The 18,853-nt window shown below is 61.4% G+C and carries 19 protein-coding genes, 1 tRNA gene and 2 riboswitches; of the genes, 12 read left to right on the plus strand and 8 right to left on the minus strand.

Annotation, left to right across the window (positions count from 1 at the left end):
* Nucleotides 1–54: 54 nt before the first annotated feature.
* From INS80_RS06420 to INS80_RS06430, 3 genes are all read right to left on the minus strand, one after another.
* Nucleotides 55–1,158 (minus strand): site-specific DNA-methyltransferase, encoded by a 1,104-nt coding sequence (locus INS80_RS06420; RefSeq protein ID WP_192967212.1) that lies wholly within the window; start codon nucleotides 1,156–1,158, stop codon nucleotides 55–57.
* 109 nt (nucleotides 1,159–1,267) lie between these two features.
* The gene (rnhB, locus tag INS80_RS06425) at nucleotides 1,268–1,885 is read right to left on the minus strand and encodes a ribonuclease HII (RefSeq protein WP_192964838.1); all 618 of its coding nucleotides are present in this window, start codon (nucleotides 1,883–1,885) and stop codon (nucleotides 1,268–1,270) included.
* 103 nt (nucleotides 1,886–1,988) lie between these two features.
* The gene (locus tag INS80_RS06430; RefSeq protein WP_192964839.1) at nucleotides 1,989–2,465 is read right to left on the minus strand and encodes a hypothetical protein; all 477 of its coding nucleotides are present in this window, start codon (nucleotides 2,463–2,465) and stop codon (nucleotides 1,989–1,991) included.
* Nucleotides 2,466–2,658: 193 nt separating this feature from the next.
* Between INS80_RS06430 and INS80_RS06435 the strand changes: the two genes are divergently transcribed.
* From INS80_RS06435 to INS80_RS06445, 3 genes are all read left to right on the plus strand, one after another.
* Nucleotides 2,659–2,952 (plus strand): hypothetical protein, encoded by a 294-nt coding sequence (locus INS80_RS06435; RefSeq protein WP_192964840.1) that lies wholly within the window; start codon nucleotides 2,659–2,661, stop codon nucleotides 2,950–2,952.
* Nucleotides 2,924–3,625 (plus strand): winged helix-turn-helix domain-containing protein, encoded by a 702-nt coding sequence (locus tag INS80_RS06440; protein ID WP_192964841.1) that lies wholly within the window; start codon nucleotides 2,924–2,926, stop codon nucleotides 3,623–3,625. Before INS80_RS06435 ends, INS80_RS06440 begins: the two co-directional genes overlap by 29 nt.
* A 118-nt stretch (nucleotides 3,626–3,743) precedes the next feature.
* Nucleotides 3,744–5,297: a DUF427 domain-containing protein gene (locus INS80_RS06445; RefSeq protein ID WP_192964842.1), complete on the plus strand. Its 1,554-nt coding sequence runs from the start codon at nucleotides 3,744–3,746 to the stop codon at nucleotides 5,295–5,297.
* Between the two features lie 249 nt (nucleotides 5,298–5,546).
* On the opposite strand, the gene INS80_RS06450 is transcribed toward INS80_RS06445, so the two are convergent.
* Together INS80_RS06450 and aroC are read right to left on the minus strand one after the other, a co-directional pair.
* Entirely contained in the window at nucleotides 5,547–6,491 is a 945-nt protein-coding gene (locus INS80_RS06450) for an AEC family transporter (protein ID WP_192964843.1), read from the minus strand.
* Between the two features lie 13 nt (nucleotides 6,492–6,504).
* Nucleotides 6,505–7,608, minus strand: coding sequence for a chorismate synthase (gene aroC / locus INS80_RS06455; protein ID WP_192964844.1), 1,104 nt, complete (start codon nucleotides 7,606–7,608; stop codon nucleotides 6,505–6,507).
* A 159-nt stretch (nucleotides 7,609–7,767) separates the two neighbouring features.
* Nucleotides 7,768–7,859: riboswitch (TPP riboswitch) on the plus strand.
* A gap of 45 nt (nucleotides 7,860–7,904) precedes the next feature.
* Here aroC and thiB point away from each other — a divergent pair.
* The 3 genes from thiB to INS80_RS06470 are packed head-to-tail and all read left to right on the plus strand — an operon-like array spanning nucleotide 7,905 to nucleotide 11,093.
* On the plus strand, nucleotides 7,905–8,882 hold the full coding sequence (thiB, locus tag INS80_RS06460) for a thiamine ABC transporter substrate binding subunit (protein ID WP_192964845.1): 978 nt from the start codon (nucleotides 7,905–7,907) through the stop codon (nucleotides 8,880–8,882).
* Nucleotides 8,858–10,414, plus strand: coding sequence for an ABC transporter permease family protein (locus tag INS80_RS06465; protein ID WP_192964846.1), 1,557 nt, complete (start codon nucleotides 8,858–8,860; stop codon nucleotides 10,412–10,414). The genes thiB and INS80_RS06465 overlap by 25 nt, the downstream gene beginning before the upstream one ends.
* On the plus strand, nucleotides 10,401–11,093 hold the full coding sequence (locus INS80_RS06470) for a thiamine ABC transporter ATP-binding protein (RefSeq protein WP_192964847.1): 693 nt from the start codon (nucleotides 10,401–10,403) through the stop codon (nucleotides 11,091–11,093). Before INS80_RS06465 ends, INS80_RS06470 begins: the two co-directional genes overlap by 14 nt.
* 122 nt (nucleotides 11,094–11,215) lie before the next feature.
* Here the strand turns inward: INS80_RS06470 and INS80_RS06475 are convergent, their stop codons facing one another.
* Entirely contained in the window at nucleotides 11,216–11,665 is a 450-nt protein-coding gene (locus INS80_RS06475; RefSeq protein WP_192964848.1) for a 6,7-dimethyl-8-ribityllumazine synthase, read from the minus strand.
* A gap of 79 nt (nucleotides 11,666–11,744) precedes the next feature.
* A riboswitch (FMN riboswitch) is annotated at nucleotides 11,745–12,004 on the minus strand.
* A gap of 120 nt (nucleotides 12,005–12,124) precedes the next feature.
* Here INS80_RS06475 and INS80_RS06480 point away from each other — a divergent pair.
* The 4 genes from INS80_RS06480 to INS80_RS06495 all read left to right on the plus strand — a co-directional run bounded on the left by INS80_RS06480 (nucleotide 12,125) and on the right by INS80_RS06495 (nucleotide 15,656).
* Nucleotides 12,125–12,727 carry a glutathione S-transferase gene (locus INS80_RS06480; RefSeq protein ID WP_192964849.1) on the plus strand — a complete coding sequence of 201 codons (603 nt, stop codon included), beginning with the start codon at nucleotides 12,125–12,127 and terminating at the stop codon, nucleotides 12,725–12,727.
* A 214-nt stretch (nucleotides 12,728–12,941) separates the two neighbouring features.
* The gene (petA, locus tag INS80_RS06485; RefSeq protein WP_192964850.1) at nucleotides 12,942–13,502 is read left to right on the plus strand and encodes a ubiquinol-cytochrome c reductase iron-sulfur subunit; all 561 of its coding nucleotides are present in this window, start codon (nucleotides 12,942–12,944) and stop codon (nucleotides 13,500–13,502) included.
* Nucleotides 13,503–13,513: 11 nt separating this feature from the next.
* Nucleotides 13,514–14,845 (plus strand): cytochrome b, encoded by a 1,332-nt coding sequence (gene petB / locus INS80_RS06490; RefSeq protein ID WP_192964851.1) that lies wholly within the window; start codon nucleotides 13,514–13,516, stop codon nucleotides 14,843–14,845.
* Nucleotides 14,846–14,864: 19 nt separating this feature from the next.
* A complete protein-coding gene (locus tag INS80_RS06495) occupies nucleotides 14,865–15,656 on the plus strand; it encodes a cytochrome c1 (RefSeq protein WP_192964852.1) in 792 nt (263 codons plus the stop codon).
* A 102-nt stretch (nucleotides 15,657–15,758) separates the two neighbouring features.
* Here INS80_RS06495 and mtaB read toward each other — a convergent pair whose 3' ends face one another.
* Complete coding sequence (gene mtaB / locus INS80_RS06500) at nucleotides 15,759–17,021, minus strand: tRNA (N(6)-L-threonylcarbamoyladenosine(37)-C(2))-methylthiotransferase MtaB (RefSeq protein ID WP_192964853.1); 1,263 nt, start codon at nucleotides 17,019–17,021, stop codon at nucleotides 15,759–15,761.
* On the minus strand, nucleotides 17,018–17,860 hold the full coding sequence (gene dapF / locus INS80_RS06505; protein WP_192964854.1) for a diaminopimelate epimerase: 843 nt from the start codon (nucleotides 17,858–17,860) through the stop codon (nucleotides 17,018–17,020). Before dapF ends, mtaB begins: the two co-directional genes overlap by 4 nt.
* Nucleotides 17,861–18,049: 189 nt before the next feature.
* Here dapF and INS80_RS06510 point away from each other — a divergent pair.
* Together INS80_RS06510 and INS80_RS06515 are read left to right on the plus strand one after the other, a co-directional pair.
* A tRNA-Lys gene (locus INS80_RS06510) sits at nucleotides 18,050–18,125 on the plus strand.
* A gap of 285 nt (nucleotides 18,126–18,410) precedes the next feature.
* Nucleotides 18,411–18,848, plus strand: coding sequence for a hypothetical protein (locus INS80_RS06515; RefSeq protein ID WP_192964855.1), 438 nt, complete (start codon nucleotides 18,411–18,413; stop codon nucleotides 18,846–18,848).
* Nucleotides 18,849–18,853 lie beyond the last annotated feature (5 nt).

Raw genomic sequence — 18,853 nt, forward strand, 5'->3', positions numbered from 1 at the left:
GGCGCAGGCACCAGCGGTGTTCTTTTGGGTATTGTCAGAGGGCTTGTGTGCCAATCAGTTCTGCATTTCCGCGCGGATCTGCTGACGCAGAACGTCGATCGGAACCGTCTTGCCATCGCGGCGGAAGCACCAGTAGGTCCAGCCGTTGCAGGACGGCGCGCCCTCGAGCGCGGCGCCGACCTGATGGATCGAGCCTTTGACCTCTCCACCGACCAGCGTGCCGTCAGCACGCACCTTGGCCTTGTGGCGCTGGTTCATAGAGAACAGCTCTTCGCCCGGGCGCAGCATGCCACGTTCGACCAACTGGCCAAAGGGCACGCGTGGCTCGGCACGTTTGCTGGCCGAGACCTGCAGCGCCTCGCGGTCGAACTTGCGCACGGCCTTGATGCGTTTGGCAGCCACCTCGCGGTAGGCCTCTTCCTGCTCGATCCCGATGAATTCGCGGCCCAGCATCTTAGCCACGGCGCCGGTGGTGCCGGTACCAAAGAACGGGTCAAGCACCACGTCGCCCGGGTTGGTCGAGCCAACAAGGATACGGTGCAACAGCGATTCCGGCTTTTGCGTCGGGTGCGCCTTGTCGCCGTTTTCATCCTTCAGGCGTTCATGCCCGGTGCAGATCGGCAGCACCCAGTCGCTGCGCATCTGGATGCCTTCGTTCAGCGCCTTCAGCGCCTCGTAGTTGAAGGTGTATTTCGCGCCTTCCGACTTTGACGCCCAGATCATCGTCTCATGGGCGTTGGTATAACGCTTGCCCCGGAAGTTCGGCATCGGGTTCGATTTGCGCCAGATCACATCGTTCAGGATCCAGTAGCCTTCGTCCTGCAGCGTCGCGCCGACCCTAAAGATATTGTGGTAGGAGCCGATCACCCAGATCGAGCCGTTCGGCTTGAGAATCCGGCGCGCCTCGCGCAGCCAGGCGCGGGTGAAATCGTCATAGGCACGGAAACTGTCGAATTGATCCCAGTGATCATCGACCGCATCCACCTTGCTGTTGTCGGGGCGATGAAGCTGCCCTTTGAGCTGCAGGTTATAGGGGGGATCGGCGAAGATCAGATCGATGGAATTTGCCGGAAGACCGGCCATGACCTCGATGCAATTGCCACCAAGAATCGCGTTTAGAGGGAGCGCGGCTGCGCCCTTCGTCATGGTTTTGTTCATTTGCTCTGCCTCAATAACCACGGCGCTTTTTGCGCTCATTTTGGTTATCCACAGGATGAGTCATCCCGGATTCGAGGTCAATTTGTTTTTTAGAACAGCCGCCTACGGTTCACTCTTGATACAATATCTTGTGGACCGGCTTGAATGAACGCCTATGATGTGGTGTCACGCCCAGTTCCAACAGCGCCTCGCGGTGTTGTTTGGACGGATAGCCTGCGTTTTTCTCCCATCCATATCCTGGAAACTGTTGCGCCAAATCCACCATGATCCGATCGCGAGCCTCTTTGGCGACGATCGAGGCGGCCGCAATCGAGAGTGATTTGCCGTCCCCTTTGACCACCGCTTCGGCCGAAATACTGAGGCCCTTGGGGATCAGGTTTCCGTCGATCAGCAGGTAGTCGGGCGGGGGGTCAAGGGCGGCCACCGCACGCTCCATCGCGATATGCGAAGCGCGCAGGATGTTATGGGAATCAATCTCTTCCACCGATGCATGGGCGATGGACACGATGGCCCGCTCAAAGATCTCAGCCTCCACCGCTTCGCGCTTTTTGGGGCTCAGCTTTTTGGAATCGTTCAGGCCCTTGGGGATGTTCTCAAGGTCCAGGATTACCGCCGCCGCCGTCACAGGCCCGGCAAGTGGGCCGCGGCCCACCTCGTCCACTCCGGCGATTCTCACATGGCCCCGCTCAAGGGCCGCTCTTTCCAGGCTGTAATCCGGCATATCCATGCCCCTGTCAGAACGAAACCCGCGCCGATTTGCAAGGGATGCTTCGACCGTGACCATAAAATGAGGGGCCAGGGGCCCCTCGTGGAACCAAGCGCAAGGCCGCTCACCTTTGTACGATGCGATATCCCTTTCGTTGCAGGCAGCGCGGCTTGTAACCCGCGCGATTGCGCTGGCCGTTCCAGAAGGTCACGCGGCAGGATTGCGGCAGGCTATCCGCATGGCGATAGTTCTTTCTCAGGCACTTCTGGCCCAACAGGGTGCGCGTATTGCTGTAGCGCGGGAAGTAGCGCACGCATTGCGCCGGCAGATCGTATCTCGCCACATGCGGCGGCAGCGGGCGAGGACCGGGATGGGGCGGGCGCGGCGGCGTGACAGCCGGCGGATTGGCGCGTCTGTCATGGCGCGCGTCATTGATGGCCGCCCCAAGGATCCCGATCAGCGCCGCACCGGCGATGAACTTCAGGACATCCTCATCGGCGCGGGCCGGTGCCGCTGAGAACCCGGTCACAGCAAGAGAGAGCGACAGCACCAGCGCGATGAACTTGCGGTGCTGATTGCGGGGCGAAGAGAAAAGAGACATGTCAAAGCCTTTCGGTGGGGGGCATGCCAATCGTGGGCATGGGCCAAAAAGAGGGGTGTGGCACAGGGCCGGTGATCCGACCCTCACCCCGCCCTCGCCGGACAGGCAATAACGGCGGCATGCTATCGGATATCCGTCCGCACAACGCGCTGTTGTTATTGAATATCGGCGCAATCGGGCGCAGGGTTGCGGCATGAAACAGATCCTCTTGATCCCCCTTCTTGCTCTGGCCCTTGTGGCAGTTGCCCCGCAGGCCCGCGCCACCGAGTGCTATGCCGATTACAAGGCCAAGCAGGACAACCCGCTGAAACTGCACTACGGCGTCATCCAGCTTTCCGGCCCCTGCGACCAAGGCCAGGCAGGCCAGGAAGTCGCCGCCCGTCTTGCCTCAGTGGGTTGGACGCTTTTGAATGTGATCTCGGTCTTTGGCCCCGAGGGCCTGCAACAAAGGAAGGCCAATGCGGGCTCCTACTTCCTCCGTTTCTGAAATGCGCGCGGCCGGGGTGCGGGTGATCGCCCTTGGCATTGGCGCCATCGTGGGCATTCTCATCCTTGCTGGCACAGTGCTGCTTTTGACCCTGCCCGACGCCAACGCCTTCAACGCGCGGGTCGAGCGGGTCTTTGTCGAGAACGACCTCACCAGCCAGGCCGAGATCAAGCTGCTGGAAATCCTCGCCCAGTCCGGCACCGCCTTTGCTGATACTCTGGCGAGTTATCGCGTGGTGATCTTTGTGCTCCTGGTCTTTGCCACCGCGATGCTGATTGCCGCCCTCGTGGTTTTGGCGATGCTTTTGATGCTGAACCGGCGCATGGCCCAGATCGAACGGGCGGGCATCCAGGTCAACGAGCTGCTGATCAGCCGCGAAGAGAACACCGTCTATCTCAACAGCATGGGGTTCAAGCTGACCCCGGCGGCGATGGAAACCCTTTCGGCCCTCGCGGAGGCGCGCATGGATGACGATGTACTTTCGGGCGCAGAGATCGAGTCGGTGATTTCGGGGCGCCACAGCAGCGACTGCGATGAGGCGGCTGGCGCCACCCGCATCAAACGCCTGCGCGATACGCTGGGCAACCAGATGGTCAGCGAACTTCTGGTCAAGAATATCGCCAAGCGCGGCTATGTGCTGGCTATCAGCAAGGACGTGATCCGCATGGTCTGACCCTGCGACCCGCCCCATTTTGCACATCACCTGTGCGAGAGCGCCCGCCGCGACCTCTGGAAAACCGCACGTTACGGGTCCATATTGGCGTCCTGCCGCCCGAAGAGGTCGTTTTCCAATGAATGTTCATGTTGCACCGCCCACCGGGGGCTATGGGATCCTCGTTGAACCGCTCAGCGGTCCTGTACGGGTTTACCGCAATGGCATTTTGCTGGCGGAAACCACGGCCGCAAAGGTGATGTATGAAACCCGCCTGCCGCCCACTGTCTATTTCCCGCGCGAGGCCATCCAGGTCCCGCTGTCGGATCACGTGGGCCTGCAGACCTTCTGTCCCTTCAAAGGGACCGCCTGCTACCATGATCTCAAGCTGCAGGACGGGCGCGTCGACAATGCCGTCTGGATCTACGAACAGACCCTTCCCGAAGCCGCAGGGATTGCGGGCCATGTGGGCTTTGTCTGCGATGAAAAGACTCACATCGATCTTGGTGAGAATGAGATCACCCCACTCGATCACGGTAATATCTCAGGTCCGCTGATCGACTGGCTCCTGCGCGAGGCAGCGATGCTGCCAACGCCCGAAGACTTCACCAGGGCGCTGGCGGATAAACTGCGCGAACAGGGTGTGCACCTGACACGCCTGTCGGTCCTGTCCTGGTCGCTGCACCCGATGATCGCCGGGAAGAATTACGTCTGGAAGAAAAACACGGATGACATCAACGTCCTTGCGCCCAGCTACGACATTCTCAGCTCGCCCGAATATCAGAACAGCCCCCTGCGCCATGTCTCGCAGGGACTTGGCGGCGTGCGCCACCGGCTGCACCGGGATCTGCCGGATGACGCCTTTCCAATCCTCGAGGATTTGCGCGATCAGGGTGCAACCGACTATGTCGCCATGCCGCTGCCCTTTTCCGACGGGCGCATCAACGTCATGACCGTGGCAAGCGACCACCCTGACGGCTTCACCACCGCCAACCTCGGCCTGATCTTCGAATGCTCTGCCGTGATTGCCCGCTACTATGAGGTCTTCATGCAGCGCGAGAACGCTCAGTCGCTCTTGGAAACCTATGTGGGCAAACGCTCGGGCGCGCGGGTTCTGGGCGGTGAGATCCGCCGCGGCGACGGGGATGAGATCGACGCCGCCATCATGTTCTGCGATCTGCGCAACTCCACCCGGCTGGAAGAGGAGCTGGGTCGCCGCGCCTACATCCAGCTTCTCAACGGCTTCTTCGAAACCATCTCGACCATCGTGGACGAAAATGGTGGCGAGGTGCTGAAATTCATCGGCGACGCTGTGCTGGCTGTCTTTCCCGCCGATCCGCAGAAAAGCTATCGCGCTCGGAACAAGGCGCTGAAGTCGGCCCGCGCAATAGTCGATGCCCTGCCCGGTCTTGCCAACGAGACCGGGATTGAGGCGCTGCACTGCTCCACCGGCATCGCCTATGGGTCGGTCACCTACGGCAATGTCGGCTCGCAGGAACGGCTCGATTTCACCGTGATCGGCCAAGCCGCCAATGTGGCAGCGCGGCTTGGTGATTACGGCAAGTCGCTGGGTCATCAGATCGTGGTCAGTGCAGACGTGCTGAAGGATACCTCAAGCGCCATCCCGCTGGGGGAGGTCGAGCTGCACAACGTCTCCCGCCCGGTAAACAGCTACGCGATCCCGACGACCTGATCGCCGCGCGCTGGTGGTGGGTCAAGGGCCGCGCCGCGGCCGCGCGACAGCGCGGTTCACCCTTGAGGCGTCACCAGCGGGTACGACCATCGACCGGGTCCGCCTGAGGGCAGATCTGCCCCTCAGCGGACCTCTCAGCAGATCCTTTCCCGCTGCCCAAAGGGCAGCGCCGGGCCCAAGGCCGCACGAAAGGGGTCCGGCGCAGCCGGGCTCCTGCGGGCGCGGGAGGCTTCCGGAGCTCAACTCAGATCAAACCAGCAGCCACAGCAGAACTGTCAGCGTCACGAAAGCGAGGCTCGTGGCCGTCAGCATGACAAGGCTCGCGGCGCCCTCCAGCCCCTGCCGCTGGGCCAGTACCGTGTAGATCCCAAACATCGGCATGGCCGCCGACAGGATCACCGCGCTGTGCAATTCCGGCGTCAGCGTCACCAGCCCCGCGCCGAGCAAAACCGCCGCAACCCCCGCCACCAGGGCCGGGTGCAACACCAGCTTGCTCGCCGCGATCTGGGCCGCAAGGCTGCGATTGCCGTGCATTGGCAGCCCCACCAGCGAGCCACCGATCACCACCAGCGACAAGGCCCCGGCCGAGGCCGCCAGCATATCCACGAACCGCAGGAACGGTCCCGGCAATGACAGACCAGAAAGCGAGACCACAATGCCCAGCGCCAGCGCGATCAGCATCGGCATTTTCGCCATGTTCCAAAGGATCCCCCGCAGTTTCGGCAGAAGCGGCTGACCGGGCGCGCTCCCTGCAAGCTCCATCAACAACAGGCAGGTCGGGATCAGGATCAGGTTCTCGACCAGAAGGTTCAGCGCCAGAATAACCCCGGCAAGGTCCGGAAAGGCCAAAAGCATGATCGGATAGCCGACAAAGCCGTTGTTGGGGCAGGTCGATCCCATCACCCCCAGCGCACGGCGGCGCGGGTCGACGCCGCGAAAGGTGAACAGCCCATAGGCCACCGCAATGGTCGCGAATCCACCAAGAGCGTAGATCAACACATATCCCGGCTGAAATACCTCTGCCGGATTGCGCGCGGCCACAGCGGAAAAGATCAGCGCAGGCAGCGCGATGTTCAGCACATAGGTACCAAACCGGCGCATGTCCTCTGGCGTGAACCAGCTCTTCCAGACGATAAGATAACCAAGCGCAAGCGCCGCATAGATGGGAAACGTGATGGCAAGGATCGCGCCCATGGGACCGACCCTCTTAGCCGATCCGCCCCTGATTCTCGCCGATCTGCCCACGATGCAGCAGCAGGTGATCGAGAATAACACAGGCCATCATCGCCTCGGCCACCGGAACCGCACGAATACCGACGCAGGGATCATGGCGACCCTTGGTAATCACCTCGGCTGGGGAGCCATCCTTGCGGATCGACTGGCGCGGCGTCAGGATCGAGGAGGTCGGCTTGACCGCGAAGCGTACCACCACATCTTGCCCAGTCGAAATCCCGCCGAGGATACCGCCCGCGTGGTTGCTGGAGTAGACCGGCTGGCCGTCATTGCCCATGAAAATCTCATCGGCGTTTTCCGAGCCCTTCAGGCGCGCGGCATTCATGCCCTCGCCGATCTCGACGCCCTTTACCGCGTTGATCGACATCATCGCCGCCGCCAGATCGGTATCGAGCTTGCCATAGATGGGCGCGCCAATGCCTGCGGGAACACCGCGCGCGACAACCTCGATCACCGCGCCAACGGAATCATGCGCCTTGCGCAGGGCCTGCAGGTAGTCTTCCCAATCCTGAACCGCGCCCGCATCGGGGATCCAGAAGTCGTTCTGATCGATCGCGTCCCAATCAAACCGCTCCCGGTCGATCTCCATCTCGCCCATGGCAACCATGTAGCCCTTGATCGTGAGGTTCGGCACCAGCGCCTTGATCGCCTCGCGCGCAACGCCGCCCGCTGCCACCCGCGCCGCAGTTTCCCGCGCCGAAGACCGCCCGCCGCCGCGATAATCGCGGTTGCCGTATTTCTGATAGTAGGTGATATCCGCATGACCGGGGCGAAAGGTCTGGGCAATATCGCCGTAGTCTTTTGAGCGCTGGTCAGTGTTCTCGATCATCAGCTGAATCGGGGTGCCGGTAGATTTGCCCTCGAAGACGCCCGACAGGATCTTGACCGCATCGGGTTCATTGCGCTGGGTCATGTTCTTGTTCTGACCGGGGCGGCGCTTGTCGAGCCACTGTTGCAGCATCTCCGGCTCAATCGGCACATTCGGCGGGCAGCCATCGACGGTGGCGCCCAGCGCGGGACCGTGGCTTTCACCCCAGGTGGTGACGCGGAAAAGATGGCCAAAGCTGTTCATCGACATGGGGGCGGTCTCCTTTGCGAGACGTGCTTAGCGGCGGGGCGGGCATGGCTCAAGAGCAATTGCGCCTGCTGCGCACGGTGCGGCAAGGCCCCGGTCACCTGTTTCGCGCGCGAAACATTCCGTCATTCCTTGTCTTTGCCCCCCTCGCGGCTTAGGTTGCGCTTCACCTCGGGGTGCGCATTGGCGCTGAGAGTACACCCGTTGAACCTGAACCGGCTCATACCGGCGGAGGGAAGGTTATGGAGCTGCCAGAACAAAAGGCCCTCCCCTTGCCCGTCGCCGCAAAGGAGGATGCCATGAAGTATTCTGTTTTTGCAGCGGGACTGCTGGGCGCATCGGCGGCATTTGCCGAAACGCCCGAATTGACCGTTTACACCTACGACAGCTTTGTCTCTGACTGGGGTCCTGGCCCTGCGGTTGAAAAGGCCTTTGAAGAAGTCTGCGGCTGCGACCTGAAACTGGTCGGCGCGGGCGATGGCGCCGCCCTTCTGGCGCGGATCAAGCTGGAAGGCGCGCGTTCGGACGCGGATGTGGTGCTGGGGCTCGATACCAACCTCACTGCCGCCGCCAGGGACAGCGGGCTGTTTGCGCCGCATTCCGTCAGTGCCGACTACGACCTGCCCATCGCATGGGGTGACGACACCTTCGTTCCTTATGACTGGGGCTATTTCGCCTTTGTCCACAATGCGGATGCCGATGTGCCGGGCGATTTCAAAGCGCTGGCCGCCAGCGACACCAAGATCGTGATTCAGGATCCCCGCTCCTCCACCCCCGGTCTGGGCCTGCTGATGTGGGTCAAAGCCGCTTACGGAGATGAGGCCCCCGCAATCTGGGAAGGGCTGTCGGACAATATCGTCACCGTCACCAAGGGCTGGTCCGAGGCCTATGGCATGTTCCTTGAGGGCGAGGCGGACATGGTTCTCTCCTACACCACCTCCCCCGCCTATCACCTGATTGCCGAGGAAGACACCAGCAAGGCGGCCGCGTCCTTCGCCGAAGGGCACTACATGCAGGTCGAAGTCGCCGGGAAACTGGCCGCCAGCGACCAGCCCGATCTGGCCGATCAGTTCCTGCAGTTCATGGTTTCGGATGCCTTCCAGTCCATCATCCCGACGACCAACTGGATGTATCCTGCCGTGACGCCTGCAGGCGGTTTGCCCAAGGGGTTTGAGACCTTGATCACCCCGGAAAAATCGCTGCTGCTGCCCGCTGATGAGGCTGCGGCAGTGCGTGACGCGGCGCTGGACGAATGGCGCGGCGCGCTCAGCCGTTAAGCCCGGCTGCGGGCTATGGCGCCGCTGCCCTGGTGGCGGCGCTGATCCTTGGCACGCTGGCAGCCGTTGCTTTTAGCGCCGAGGCCGGACGTGGCCTCAGCTCCGCCGATTGGGCGGCGGTGCGGTTCACGCTGATACAGGCGAGCCTTTCGGCCCTGTTCAGCGTCGCTTTGGCAGTCCCCGTTGCCCGCGCATTGGCGCGGAGACGGTTCAGGGGGCGCTCGGTTCTGATCGCCCTTCTCGGTGCGCCCTTCATCCTGCCGGTGATCGTTGCCATCCTTGGCCTTTTGGCGGTTTTTGGCCGCGCGGGCTGGGTCAGCGATGCGCTGGCGCTGTTCGGGCTTGAGCCGCTCTCTATCTACGGGCTGCACGGCGTGGTGCTGGCGCATGTTTTCTTCAACCTGCCGCTGGCGACCCGGCTGATCCTGCAAGGCTGGCAGGAGATCCCCGCCGAGCGCTTCCGCCTTGCTGCGCAGCTGGATGCAGGTCCGCGCGCCATGTGGCAATTGCTCGAAGCGCCAATGCTGGCCCGCGTGGTGCCGGGCGCGCTCGCCGTGGTCTTTGCCATTTGCCTGTCGAGTTTCGCCGTGGCGCTGACGCTGGGCGGAGGACCGCGCGCCACCACCATCGAGCTGGCGATCTTTCAAGCCTTCAGCTTTGATTTCGACCTCGGGCGTGCTGCGCTTCTGTCGGGGCTGCAACTGGTGCTGACCGCGCTGGCGGCAACGCTGGCCCTGCGCGCCCCGGTGGGTGAGGGGTTTGGCACGGGCCTGGACCGGATCCTGCGCCGCTGGGACGGGCAGAGCACTTTGGCACGTAGCCTTGATACCTTCTGGATTGTCTTTTCAGGTATGTTCCTGCTGCTCCCCCTCCTCGCCGTTGTCTTGTCCGGGCTACCCGGCGTGCTTTCATTGCCTGCATCCGTCTGGCAGGCGGCATTGGCCTCAATCCTTGTGGCAGGGGCGAGCACCCTGATCCTGCTGGCACTGGCCCTACCAATGGCGCTTGCGGCTGCCCTTGGCCGCCCCCTGCCGATGGAGATCGCCGGGCTGCTAGGACTTGCGGCCTCTCCTCTGGTGATCGGCACAGGGTTGTTCATCCTGATCTACCCTATCGCCAGCCCCTTTGCGCTAGCGCTGCCTGTAACGGCACTGGTCAATGCGGTGATGGCGCTGCCTTTCGCCTTGCGCATTCTGGTGCCCGCCTGCCGCGATGTGGTGGCGCGGCATTGCAAACTGGCGCTGACGCTCGATATGCGCGGCTGGCCTTTCCTGCGCCGGGTGGTCTTGCCGCGCCTGCGCGCTCAGATCGGATTTGCCGCGGGGCTTGCCGCGGCGCTGTCGATGGGGGATCTTGGGGTCATCGCCCTTTTTGCAGACCCTGAGGTCGCCACCCTGCCCTTGCAGGTCTACCGGCTGATGGGTGCCTACCAGATGCAAGCGGCGGCCGGGGCGGCGCTGTTACTGCTCGTGCTGTCGATGGGGGCATTCTGGATCCTCGACCGTGGAGGCCGCTGGCATGCTGAAGCTTGATCGCACCCGAATCGAGAACGGTGGCTTCACCCTGACCGCCAATCTGGAGATCCCGCGCGGCGCGCGCGTTGCGGTGATCGGCCCCTCGGGCGCAGGCAAATCCACCCTGTTCGAAGCCATTGCGGGGTTTCTGCCCCTCGTTTCCGGCCGTGTTGTATGGCAGGATAAGGACCTGACCGACCGCCTGCCTGGAAAGCGCCCGGTGGCGATGCTGTTTCAGGACGGCAACCTGTTTCCCCACCTGACGGCGTCGCAGAACGTAGGCCTTGGCCTCAATCCAAATCTGCGCCTCAGCGACGCAGAACACGCGCTTGTCGCGCAAGCATTGGATCGGGTCGGCCTCAAAGGCATGGAGTCACGCAAGCCCGCCGCACTGTCTGGTGGACAGCAAAGCCGGGTGGCGCTGGCGCGGGTGCTGGTGCAGGCGCGGGATATTCTGCTCTTGGACGAACCCTTCGCGGCGCTTGGACCGGCGTTGAAGGCCGAGATGCTGGATCTGGTCGCCGAACTGGCACAGGAAAGCGGCGCAACACTGTTGATGGTGAGCCATGACCCCGGCGATGCCCGCCGGATCGCGGATCAGGTGGTTCTGGTGGCCGAGGGCGTAGCGCAGGCCCCTCAACCAACGGCAGAGCTGCTGGACAACCCGCCGCCTGCGTTGAAAGCCTATCTGGGGTAGTTTGTTTTCAGAAGGGCAGTTCAGCGTCCGACCGAGGTGGGAGCGGAACGCGCCCGCCGTGGGGGCGGGCGGACGCGTGCCTGCCGCTGAAGCGGCAGGCTGTTGGTCACACATGCGAAGGTTTACGCAGCATGCGCCAATCCTTTTGCCTGTTCCCGCGTTTTGGTGATCATTAGCGCGGCTTGGGCGGCCTCGCGGCCCTTTTGGACGAAGTGATCGCGGTAGATCGCCATGTGGTGATCGGTTTCCTGAAAGTGATGCGGCGTCAGCGAGACGGACAAGACCGGAACGCCGGTGTCCATGCCTGCGCGCATCAGGCCATCTACCACGGCCTGTGCGACAAAGTCATGGCGGTAGATACCGCCATCCACCACCAGCGCGGCGCAGGCCACGGCGGCGTATTGGCCGGTCTTTGCCAGCTCCTGCGCCATCAGCGGCATCTCAAACGCGCCGGGAACGTCAAAGACATCGATCTGTTCGGCCGGGATCAATTCCTGAAAACCTTCGAGTGCGCGATCAACGATGTCGGCGTGCCAGTTGGCCTTGATGAATGCATATCGGGTGTGTGTCATGGTTATCTCCTTTAGGTTCGACACGTCACCCAAGGCGATAACGAACGGCAGGAGACCCGCCGCACTGGCAGGCCCTGTCGTACGTTCTCTTTCATCCGGACTGTAACCGTCGGCTCTGGCCTCTCACCAGATCTGCTTGTCACTTTCCTGACTGCTCCACAGCTTGATCCGAAAACCGGTTCTCCCTTTTCGGGCTGTGGACGCGCTTGTCCAAGCCACCGGAACCGATCTTCGTCTCACTGGCTGTGGGTGCATGACCCGAAAAGCCGCTCGCGGGCTTACGGGGTTCATGCCCCGCATACCGCCGGTGGGGAATTCCGCCCCGCCCTGAGAACGCAACGACATTGCCGACCCCAGAGTGAAGTTGCAAGAGGCCTTGATCACGGGCCCAACGCTGACACGCCTCTTTTCTTTGCCGTTAGAGGTTGTAGGCTACGGGAAAGACAGGGGAGAGAGACAGTGAAGCTATATTACTCGGCGGCCTCGCCGTTCGTGCGCAAGGTGATGGTGGTGCTGCATGAAACCGAGCAGCTGGAGGACGTTGACATCATTGATGTGCACACCACTGCGCTTGATCCTGACGAAGCCCTCAAGACCAGCAACCCCCTGGCGAAGATCCCTGCTCTGTCGCGCGGCAATGGGCCGACACTTTACGACAGCCGGGTGATCTGCGCCTATCTGGACCACCGCGCGGGTAGCAATCTGTATGGTCGTTCCTGGGATACCAAGGTGCTGGAGGCCACCGCCGATGGAATCATGGAGGCCGCCGTCCTGATGACCTACGAGCGTCGCCTGCGCCCCGAGAACATGATCTACGAACCCTGGCTGGAGGCCCAGCTGAACAAGGTTCTTGGCGCCTGCTCCGCGCTCAATGATCGCTGGATGGCGCATCTGAAAAGCCCATTGGACATGGGACAAATCGCCGTAGGCTGCGCTTTGGCTTATCTCGATTTCCGGCATCCGACGTCAAACTGGCGCCACGGGAACGAAGCCCTCGCTGAATGGTTCAAGTCCTTCGAATCGCGCCCCTCCATGCAGGAAACAAAGCCGCCTGCCGGCTGACTGCGCCATTTGGTCCCAACACGTATCAACCAAATCATAAGTGGTTTTTGCGACAGCTTGCCCAAAGAAACTGCTCGGGCAGGCTCGGTGCGCGTATATGACGGCTGGACGAAAGGACTTCTCCCCGCTAGATACCCGCGTTGAGGCACTGCGGACTTTGAGCAGTGTATGCGCATGTTTGCCCTAAACGGGCGCTGGAATTGGAGAAAACCTCGTGTCCCACGCAGAAGACAACGAAGGAACCCGGAGAGATTTCCTCTACTACGCCACTGCCGGCGCCGGGGCAGTCACCGCAGGTGCCGCAGTTTGGCCCCTCGTCAACCAGATGAACCCATCTGCCGACGTCAAGGCGCTGTCCTCGATCCTGGTCGATATCAGTGGCGTTGAGGTGGGAACCCAGATTTCCGTTATGTTCCTTGGCAAGCCGGTGTTCATCCGTCGCCGGACCCAAGCCGAAATCGACGAAGCCCGCGCGGTTGCGCTGAGCGATCTGATTGACGCGGGTTCGGAAAACCCGAACAAGCCGGGCACCGATGCATCCGACGAAAACCGCACCATGGACGAAGCCGGCGAATGGCTGGTGATGATGGGTGTCTGTACCCACCTCGGCTGCGTGCCGCTGGGTGACGGTGCCGGTGAATTCAACGGCTGGTTCTGCCCCTGCCACGGCTCGCACTACGATACCGCCGGACGGATCCGGAAAGGCCCCGCACCGACGAACCTGCCCGTGCCGGTCGCCGAATTCGTCGACGAAACCACAATCAAGCTGGGATAAGGAGACGTATCATGTCCGGTATTCCGCACGACCACTACGAACCGAAGTCTGACGGCGAAAAGTGGCTTCACAGCCGCCTGCCGATCGTCGGCCTTCTCTATGACACCCTGATGATTCCCACTCCAAAGAACCTCAACTGGATGTGGATCTGGGGCATCGTGCTGACGTTCTGTCTGGCACTGCAGATCATCACCGGCATCGTTCTGGTGATGCACTACACTCCCCATGTGGATCTCGCCTTTGCCTCCGTTGAGCATATCATGCGCAACGTGAATGGCGGTCACATGATCCGCTACCTGCACCAGAACGGCGCCTCGCTGTTCTTTGTTGCGGTCTACATTCACATCTTCCGTGGTCTCTACTACGGGTCCTACAAGGCTCCGCGCGAAGTGACGTGGATCATCGGTATGCTGATCTACCTCTGCATGATGGGCACCGCCTTCATGGGCTACGTGCTGCCATGGGGTCAGATGTCCTTCTGGGGCGCGACCGTGATCACCGGCCTGTTCGGCGCCATCCCCTTCGTGGGCGAAGCCATTCAGACCTGGCTGCTGGGCGGACCCGCCGTGGACAACGCGACGCTGAACCGCTTCTTCTCGCTGCACTATCTGTTGCCGTTCGTGATTGCGGGCCTCGTGATCGTTCACATCTGGGCCTTCCACACCACCGGCAACAACAACCCCACCGGTGTTGAAGTGCGCCGCGGATCGAAAGAGGAAGCCAACAAGGACACCCTGCCCTTCTGGCCCTACTTCGTGATCAAGGACTTCCTTGGTCTGGCTGTTGTGCTGCTGGTCTTCTGGGCGATCGTCGGCTTCATGCCGAACTACCTCGGTCACCCCGACAACTACATCGAAGCCAACCCGCTGGCGACACCTGCACACATCGTGCCCGAATGGTACTTCCTGCCGTTCTACGCAATCCTGCGCGCCTTTACCGCTGACGTCTGGGTGGTTCAGATCGCCTCCTTCGTCACCGGTGGCATCATCGATGCGAAGTTCTTCGGCGTACTGGCCATGTTCGGTGCGATCGCAGTGATGGCTCTGGCGCCCTGGCTGGACACCAGCCGCGTGCGCTCTGGTCGCTACCGCCCGATGTTCAAGTGGTGGTTCTACCTCCTGGTCATCGACTTCTTTGCCCTGATGTGGCTCGGTGCAATGCCGGCAGAATACCCCTACGACGTATTCTCGCTGATCGCATCCGCCTACTGGTTCGCCTACTTCCTGGTGATCCTGCCGCTCCTGGGCGTGATCGAGAAGCCGGACGCAATCCCGGAAACCATCGAAGAGGATTTCAACGCCCACTACGGCACGAAATCCGGTGAAGCCACTCCTGCCGAGTAAGCCAGAAGGACTGCTACCAATGTTGAAAAAAATCGCAACCGGTGCCGCCTTTGCTCTGGCGCTCATCCCTGCCGCAGGTTTTGCGGCAGGCGCAGCGGGCGAAGTCGAGGACTTCCAGTTCTCGTTCGAAGGCCCCTTTGGTGCCTATGATCAGAACCAGCTGCAGCGCGGCCTTCAGATCTACACCGAGGTCTGCGCAGCCTGCCACGGACTGAAGCAAGTGCCTCTGCGCACCCTCGCCGATGAGGGTGGCCCCGGCCTGCCCGCGGATCAGGTTCGTGCCTACGCAGCTGAAAACTTCGAAGTTTTCGACGAAGAGCTGGACGATTTCCGCCCGGCTAAACCTGTCGACCACTTCCCGGAAATCACCGCAGCAAACGCGCCCGACCTCAGCCTGATGGCCAAGGCGCGCGCAGGCTTCCACGGCCCTTATGGCCTGGGCCTCAACCAGCTGTTCAAAGGTATGGGTGGTGCGGAATACATCGCCTCCCTGCTGGACGGCTACACCGGTGAGGAAAAGGAAGAAGCAGGCACCATTTTCTATGAGAACACCGCCTTCCCCGGCGGCTGGATCTCGATGGCTCCGCCGCTGTCGGATGAACAGGTGGAATTCGCTGACGGCCACGCAAACGACGTCAAAAGCATGTCTGCCGACGTCGCTGCCTTCCTGATGTGGACCGCAGAGCCCAAGATGATGGAGCGCAAGCAAGCCGGTTTCGTCGGTGTGCTGATCCTGACCGTGCTGTCGGTGCTGCTGTACCTCACCAATAAGCGCCTCTGGGCACCGCACAAGGGCAAGAAGACCTCCTGATCGGTCTGCCCCTGATGCAGAAACAAGAACCCCCGCCACTGGCGGGGGTTTTCTTTTGACAGATGATGTCACGTTCAAGCCGCTTCGGAACACCGGCACACATCAGGCCGTAAGCTGCATACCTCTTGCCCCAGTAATGACCGCTGTTACGATCTGCCCTTCCTCCTGGGGTATCTCGAAGGTCACCTCTGTGAACTGCTCGGTCCGGCCCATGTGAGGGTTTTCCATCAGGATGCGGTGGGTCTGCCCCACCTGTGTGGCCAGATGTTTCTGTACCTGAGCATCCCCTGCAGCGCGCAGGCGGGCAGCACGCTCTTTTATGGTCCTGCCATCCACCTGTTTCGGGATCTTGGCCGCTGGCGTGCCTTCCCGTTTCGAATAGGGAAAGACATGCAGCCAGGTCAGGTCGCAGTCGGTCACCAGCTTCAGGGAATTATCGAAATGCGCCTCGGTCTCGGTCGGGAAACCGGCGATGATATCAGCGCCAAAGGTCATCTCGGGGCGCAGTTTGCGCGCCTCCTCGGCAAAGCGGATGGCATCATCGCGCAGATGACGCCGCGCCATGCGTTTGAGGATCATGTCGTCGCCATGCTGCAAGGACAGGTGCAGATGCGGCATCAGGCGTGACTCGGTGGCGATGGCCTGCATCAGGTTCTCGTCCACCTCGATCGAATCGATGGATGAAATCCGCAGGCGTGGCAGGTCCGGCACAAGCTTCAGAATCCGCATCACCAGATCGCCCAGTTTCGGCTGCGCAGGCAGATCCGACCCCCAAGACGTGAGATCCACGCCGGTTAGCACCACCTCGTTATAGCCCCGGTCCACCAGCCGTTTGATCTGGTCCACCACCACACCCGCAGGCACCGAGCGCGAATTACCACGGCCATAGGGGATGATGCAGAAGGTGCAGCGGTGATCGCAGCCGTTCTGCACCTGTACATAGGCGCGGGAGCGCGTGCCAAAGCCGTCGATCAGATGGCCTGCGGTTTCAGTGACCGACATGATGTCATCGACCTGAACCTTCTCGGTCTCGCCAATGAAATCGGGACCCTTGGCGATTTCAGCCCAAGTATCCGGCTGCATCTTTTCGGTATTGCCGATGACACGGGTGACCTCTTCCATGGCGGCAAAGGTTTCTGGCTCGGTCTGGGCGGCGCAGCCGGTGACGATAATGGGCGCCTCAGGGTTTTCCCGGCGCAGACGGCGGATTTCCTGACGCGCCTTGCGCACGGCCTCGGCGGTCACCGCACAGGTGTTCACCACCACCGCGTTTTCCAACCCCGCCGCGCGTGACAACTCTTTCATCGCCTCGGTTTCATAGGCGTTCAGGCGGCAACCCAATGTGGTGAACTTGGGCGCTGTCATCCTAGCGACTCCAGGAATTCGGCGGTGAAGGTGCCGCTGAAGACATGCATCGTCGGACCGGTCATCCAGACACCATCCTCGCGCCAGTCAATTCGGAGGGTTCCACCATCAAGGTCAATGCGCACCATTCGCCCTGTGAGCCCCCGGCGGGCCGCTGCAACAGCCGTGGCGCAGGAGGACGACCCAGAAGCCAGCGTCACACCAACGCCGCGCTCCCACACCCGCATGCGGATGTGATCGGGGCCGACGATATGGGCCACCTGCACGTTGGTGCGCTCAGGGTAGAGTGGGTGGTGTTCATAGCGAGGCCCGAAGTCTTCAAGCGGGATCAGATCGGCGTCCTCGACAAAAAAGGTACAATGGGGATTGCCCATACCGGTGGCTGTCGGCGCACCCTCGATGGGCAGTTCCAACGTGTCCATCTCTTCGGCAAGCGGAATCTCCTGCCAATCGAGCTGCGGCTGCCCCATGTTGACCGAGGTCAGCCCCTCGCCCACGTCCCGTGCATAAAGATCACCGCGATCGGTGGTCAGATGCAGCGCATCCTTGCCGCTCTCGTTCATCAGGTGACGGGCGATGCAGCGCGTGGCATTGCCGCAGGCCGCCGAGGTAGAGCCATCGGCATTGTAGAAGGTCAGATGCGCATCCCCGGCACCGTTTGAAATCACCGCGAGCTGATCGAATCCCACCCCGAATTGCCGATGGCCGATTCCCTTCGCCAGCGCTGGCGTGATCGCAATATCCTGCACGCGCGCGTCAACAACGACAAAGTCATTGCCCAGCCCGTGCATCTTCATGAAAGGGAATCCGGTATGATCTGATATGCTCATGGCGGGCATATAGACCCCGCGTGGAAATGAATCCAGTCTTGCGCGGATAAACTTGAAAAAAGGGGGTTGACCCCCCGCGCTACTCCCCCTAGATACGCCGCCTATCGGGGCAGTATGGAAGTCAGATCCAAGCTGAGACGATGCGAAATAAGCGCTTGATCCCTAGGGATGTTTTCGCTTAGACCGCGAAAAGGAAGTGGGCCGTTAGCTCAGTTGGTAGAGCAACTGACTTTTAATCAGTGGGTCGCAGGTTCGAATCCTGCACGGCTCACCACTTTCCCAAAAAACCGGATAGAAAACAGGCCGTTGCAGTGAAGCCGTGGCCTCATTTGTTATCTGTTACTGAGCCCTCATGTGGTCACGTGGCAGGTCCGGGTTGGCTCTGTGCGGAACCAGCAGGCTAAGGTTCAAACCCAATCGCGACATTGATGCGGGTCAAGGTCATGGCTCTGGAGTCGGGATAGTTTGACCGTGATAGGTTGGTCAGGCGCCCGCCAGAGCAAGTCTCTGGGCCCGGATCTGGCTTTGTTGTCTTTGACCCAAACACCGAGGTGCACCCATGGCCAGTAAACGCCAAACGAAGAACAAATCCACCGCTTCCACAGGTCCCGCACAGGCACTTTCCTCGCTCAGCCCGCTGGTCGGCCCGCAAGTACACCAGTTCTGGGACATGCAGGAACGCCTACTGAACGAGGTTGAGACCTTCAGCAAACATTGGTTCGAGCGGCGCCACACGGCGGCACGCACGGCACTGCAGACAACGGCTGCGATGTTTGAAACCGGCACCAGCGATCCGGCAGCAGCTGCCAAGGTCCTGCACGACTGGCAGATGAAATCGGCGGAACGGATCACCGAAGATGTGCAGGAATGGATTGATCTTTGCACCCGTAGCGCCGAACTCGTTACCTCGGCCGAGGTTGCGGCGAACAAGGAAACCATGGAAGCTGTTTCGGACACGGTAAAGGATGCGGGCCACCGCCATGCCACTCCGGTTTGAGCCGG

It is taken from the genome of Phycobacter azelaicus (assembly GCF_014884385.1).
In the GTDB taxonomy this organism is placed as follows: Bacteria; Pseudomonadota; Alphaproteobacteria; order Rhodobacterales; family Rhodobacteraceae; genus Phycobacter; species Phycobacter azelaicus.

Bases quoted from the DNA above. Each gene is read 5' to 3' on its own strand.
- INS80_RS06450 (WP_192964843.1), bottom strand. From the start codon at position 6,491: ATGGGCGCGATCCTTGCCATCACGTTTCCCATCTATGCGGCGCTTGCG.
- aroC (WP_192964844.1), bottom strand. From the start codon at position 7,608: ATGTCGATGAACAGCTTTGGCCATCTTTTCCGCGTCACCACCTGGGGT.
- INS80_RS06515 (WP_192964855.1), top strand. From the start codon at position 18,411: ATGGCCAGTAAACGCCAAACGAAGAACAAATCCACCGCTTCCACAGGT.
- INS80_RS06430 (WP_192964839.1), bottom strand. From the start codon at position 2,465: ATGTCTCTTTTCTCTTCGCCCCGCAATCAGCACCGCAAGTTCATCGCG.
- dapF (WP_192964854.1), bottom strand. From the start codon at position 17,860: ATGCCCGCCATGAGCATATCAGATCATACCGGATTCCCTTTCATGAAG.
- INS80_RS06435 (WP_192964840.1), top strand. From the start codon at position 2,659: ATGAAACAGATCCTCTTGATCCCCCTTCTTGCTCTGGCCCTTGTGGCA.
- mtaB (WP_192964853.1), bottom strand. From the start codon at position 17,021: ATGACAGCGCCCAAGTTCACCACATTGGGTTGCCGCCTGAACGCCTAT.
- INS80_RS06495 (WP_192964852.1), top strand. From the start codon at position 14,865: ATGTTGAAAAAAATCGCAACCGGTGCCGCCTTTGCTCTGGCGCTCATC.
- INS80_RS06440 (WP_192964841.1), top strand. From the start codon at position 2,924: ATGCGGGCTCCTACTTCCTCCGTTTCTGAAATGCGCGCGGCCGGGGTG.
- petB (WP_192964851.1), top strand. From the start codon at position 13,514: ATGTCCGGTATTCCGCACGACCACTACGAACCGAAGTCTGACGGCGAA.
- INS80_RS06475 (WP_192964848.1), bottom strand. From the start codon at position 11,665: ATGACACACACCCGATATGCATTCATCAAGGCCAACTGGCACGCCGAC.
- INS80_RS06470 (WP_192964847.1), top strand. From the start codon at position 10,401: ATGCTGAAGCTTGATCGCACCCGAATCGAGAACGGTGGCTTCACCCTG.
- INS80_RS06420 (WP_192967212.1), bottom strand. From the start codon at position 1,158: ATGAACAAAACCATGACGAAGGGCGCAGCCGCGCTCCCTCTAAACGCG.
- INS80_RS06445 (WP_192964842.1), top strand. From the start codon at position 3,744: ATGAATGTTCATGTTGCACCGCCCACCGGGGGCTATGGGATCCTCGTT.
- thiB (WP_192964845.1), top strand. From the start codon at position 7,905: ATGAAGTATTCTGTTTTTGCAGCGGGACTGCTGGGCGCATCGGCGGCA.
- rnhB (WP_192964838.1), bottom strand. From the start codon at position 1,885: ATGGATATGCCGGATTACAGCCTGGAAAGAGCGGCCCTTGAGCGGGGC.
- INS80_RS06465 (WP_192964846.1), top strand. From the start codon at position 8,858: ATGGCGCGGCGCGCTCAGCCGTTAAGCCCGGCTGCGGGCTATGGCGCC.